Annotated in this window: 3 protein-coding genes; all 3 read right to left on the reverse strand. The window is 63.1% G+C overall.

Annotated features, from left to right (window positions below):
* Nucleotides 1-480, reverse strand: a 480-nt coding sequence (locus ACXWUF_RS21445) for a hypothetical protein (RefSeq protein ID WP_458496567.1), incomplete at its 3' end; no start/stop codon positions are given.
* Between the two features lie 110 nt (nt 481-590).
* Nucleotides 591-1211, reverse strand: a complete 621-nt coding sequence (locus ACXWUF_RS21450; protein WP_458496568.1) for a hypothetical protein — start codon at nt 1209-1211, stop codon at nt 591-593.
* Nucleotides 1211-2590 carry a hypothetical protein gene (locus ACXWUF_RS21455; RefSeq protein ID WP_458496569.1) on the reverse strand — a complete coding sequence of 460 codons (1380 nt, stop codon included), beginning with the start codon at nt 2588-2590 and terminating at the stop codon, nt 1211-1213. The genes ACXWUF_RS21450 and ACXWUF_RS21455 overlap by 1 nt, the downstream gene beginning before the upstream one ends.
* Nucleotides 2591-2945: the final 355 nt, after the last annotated feature.

Here is a 2945-nt window from a genome sequence, read left to right on the forward strand (position 1 = left end):
GGTGTAGGGGGAAAGCTCGCCCTGGTTGTCCTTGAGCGGGGTCAGGTCCACGTCCAGCTTGAAACTGCCGTCCATGTCCGACTTGGCGTGGCAGACCACGCATTGCCAGTCATTCAGCGGCAAGGTCTGCTTGACGGAGAAATCATGGCGGTGATGGCCGCTCAGCATGGGCTTGTCCGGCAGGTCGGTCTTGTTGTGGCAGACCGTGCAGCGCCGGGGCTGGTCGGTGCCGTTCTTGCCGTGGCAGCCGGTGCAGGTGCCAAAGCCCTCGCGCTTCACCACGTCGCGGATCGCCGGGGCGTTCCGATGAATGGAAATCATCTGGTGACAGCTTTTGCAATTGGCCTTGCCCCAGGCGGAGCCATCGCCGCCGTGTGTGCGCGTCACCAGCAGATTGCCGGACTCCATGGAGACTTCCCGCTCAGCGGCCAGCACGGGACCGGCGGCGAGGCAAACCAGCAGCCACAGGCAGAAGAGCAACCCATAGGATGGGTGGAGCTTGCGTAACCCATCACCTCGAGCTAGGCGGCATGATGGGTTACGCCGCGCTGCACCCATCCTATGCGCGGCTTCCAACAACCACTTCCCCATCATCGGCTGGACCTGTGGCAATCATCGCAATAGGGCGTGTTATGGCAGCGGCCACAACTCAGCGTGTCGATCCGCGACTCGATGCCATGCAGGGTCCGGTAGCCCAGCGGGTGATAGCCGGTGCCCATCGTGTCCCGGCGCAAATGGCAATTGGTGCAGAAATTGATGTCGAGATGGCATTCCTGGCAGGCTTTCTCGTCGCGGTGGCCATCCTCGCCATGGTGTTCGATGTAGCCGAAATTGTGGTCGTCAGGCCAAATCTTGGTCTTGTCGGTATGGCACAGATTGCAGCGCCACGGGCCGCGCTTCTCATCCACATGGCAGCTATGACAAACCGCTTTCAACGGCTCGTTGGCGATGGTGGTCAGCGGCTTGAGCTTCTTTTCGTCGGTGATGCCAGTGGCCCCGAAGCCATGGCACATCATGCAGCTATCGCCCTCCTCCTTGAGGATTTCCTCATGGGCGTTATGCGGGAAGCGGATGTCCGGGCGCTCGTCGCGCTTCTCCCACCAGGTCTTGTCCTTCTTGTCGGCGGGGGCGTCGTCGGCCAGACACAATCCCAGGCTCATGAAAATCATGCCCGCCAGGATGGACAGAATAAAAACAACAATCCGCCGCATCACATCGCCTTGGGGGTAAAGGGGTCGAAGTAGTAAATCACCTGCACCGCGCCCAGGTATTCGTCGCGGAGGCGGGTATTCCAGATATAGCTGCCGGCCAGGTTGAGGATGATGTCGCGGCGCAGCATGTAGCGCACCTCGCCCTCCGCTCCCACCGCCCGGTTGTCGCCGTACAAGATTTTTTCCTCGTAGCGCAGGGCACTATTGAAGCGCAGTTGCAGCCGCGAATCCGGGGTGTGGATCACGCTGGCGTAGCCGCTTTTGGCGTTGTCCGGGCCGAGGGCCAGATAGTCGAACTCGCCCAGCAGGGTGAGGTTGGGCGTCAGGGCGTAGCTGCCGCCGATGTCGCCGCCGTAGCCGTCGTCGCCTTGACGAGTGGCATACATGCCGCCCAGGTAATAGGTGAAGCCGTCGATGGGCGTCAGATGCACCCGGCCCCGCGCCAAGGTCTGCTCACCGAGGGCGTAGGCGCTGTAGAACTTTTCCCGAAAGGTCAGGTAGGGTTCGCGGGGCCGGTAGTACTCGTAGGAACCCCGGAAACGCATCCAATCGTAGGCGTCCCATTGGGCGTTCATCAGCACGTTCTCGAATTGGGCGGTGTCGGCCCGGAACGTCCCCAGGGCGCTCAACTCGTATTTGCCCTTCGGCGTCAGCCGCAACGCGCCAGCGGCGGTGGCGGCGAAGCTCACCCGGTCGACGCCGCTCCGGGTGTTCTGCTTGGTGGCGGGCGGCGGATTGGGGATGGCGTAACCCAGCCCCGAGCCATTCAGCACCGCATTGGGATCGAGGGCGGGCGTGCCGACGACAGGGTAATCAGTCGCCTTGGTTTGCCGCGAACCGTTCTCGAAGTGCTGATAGCCGCCGCGCAAATCCAGCGTGTCCAGGCTGGCGAACGACCCGGCGTCACCCCAACCGGGCGTGAGCCGGGTCCGGCCCTCGAAGCCGCCCACGAATTCGCCGTTCACCGAGCGCACATGGTCGATGCGGTTGGGGCGACCGCCGTACACCTCGACCGACCACGCCTCCCCTTTCGGCGCATAAGTCAGCATGCCGCCATCCACCAAATAAAAGCCTAAGTTGTCGGTGCGCTGGAAACGGCCCAGCTTCACCCGCGAGTCGATCTCGGCGAAACCCTTGTCGATGAAGCCCTGATACAGCTTGCCGTAATTGCCGCCGTCGAAGTCGGTGGTGCGCCCGACGAAATCGAGGGCACCGGACAGGTCTTCCTCCGGCGCGTCGAAGTACGCTTGCCCCCACAATTCGCCGAAGCCGTGGGCGTTGTGGGTGTAGCGGTTGTCCACCTGCGCCTTGGCGCGGAGCGAGCCATGCCAGGTCCAGGCTTGGCTGGCGGCGGGCAGGACGCAGAGCAGCGAAGCCAAACAAACCCATCCATATCGTTCCCACGCTCCGCGTGGGAATGCATCCGTGGACGCCTGTCCTGAGCGTCGTCGAAGGACTCCGCGTCCCGTCGCCAGTTGGCCGGTGATCGTGGCGGGAACCACCGGATAGGCAGGCGACACCGACCGCAGAGCGGTGGGGGATGCATTCCCACGCGGAGCGTGGGAACGATGGGGGATGTGGATGGGCGGGTTTTCCACGGGTCTCAATCAATCCACGTAAAAATCATCGCCCCGGCGTTTCTTCGCCATGGCCCAGGCCACCAAGGAGCCCACCACCACGATGCAGCTACCACAGGCGGTGCAGCGGCCCTGCTGGGTCAGCGTGCAATTGGAG

The sequence above is a fragment of the Methylomagnum sp. genome (assembly GCF_054333355.1).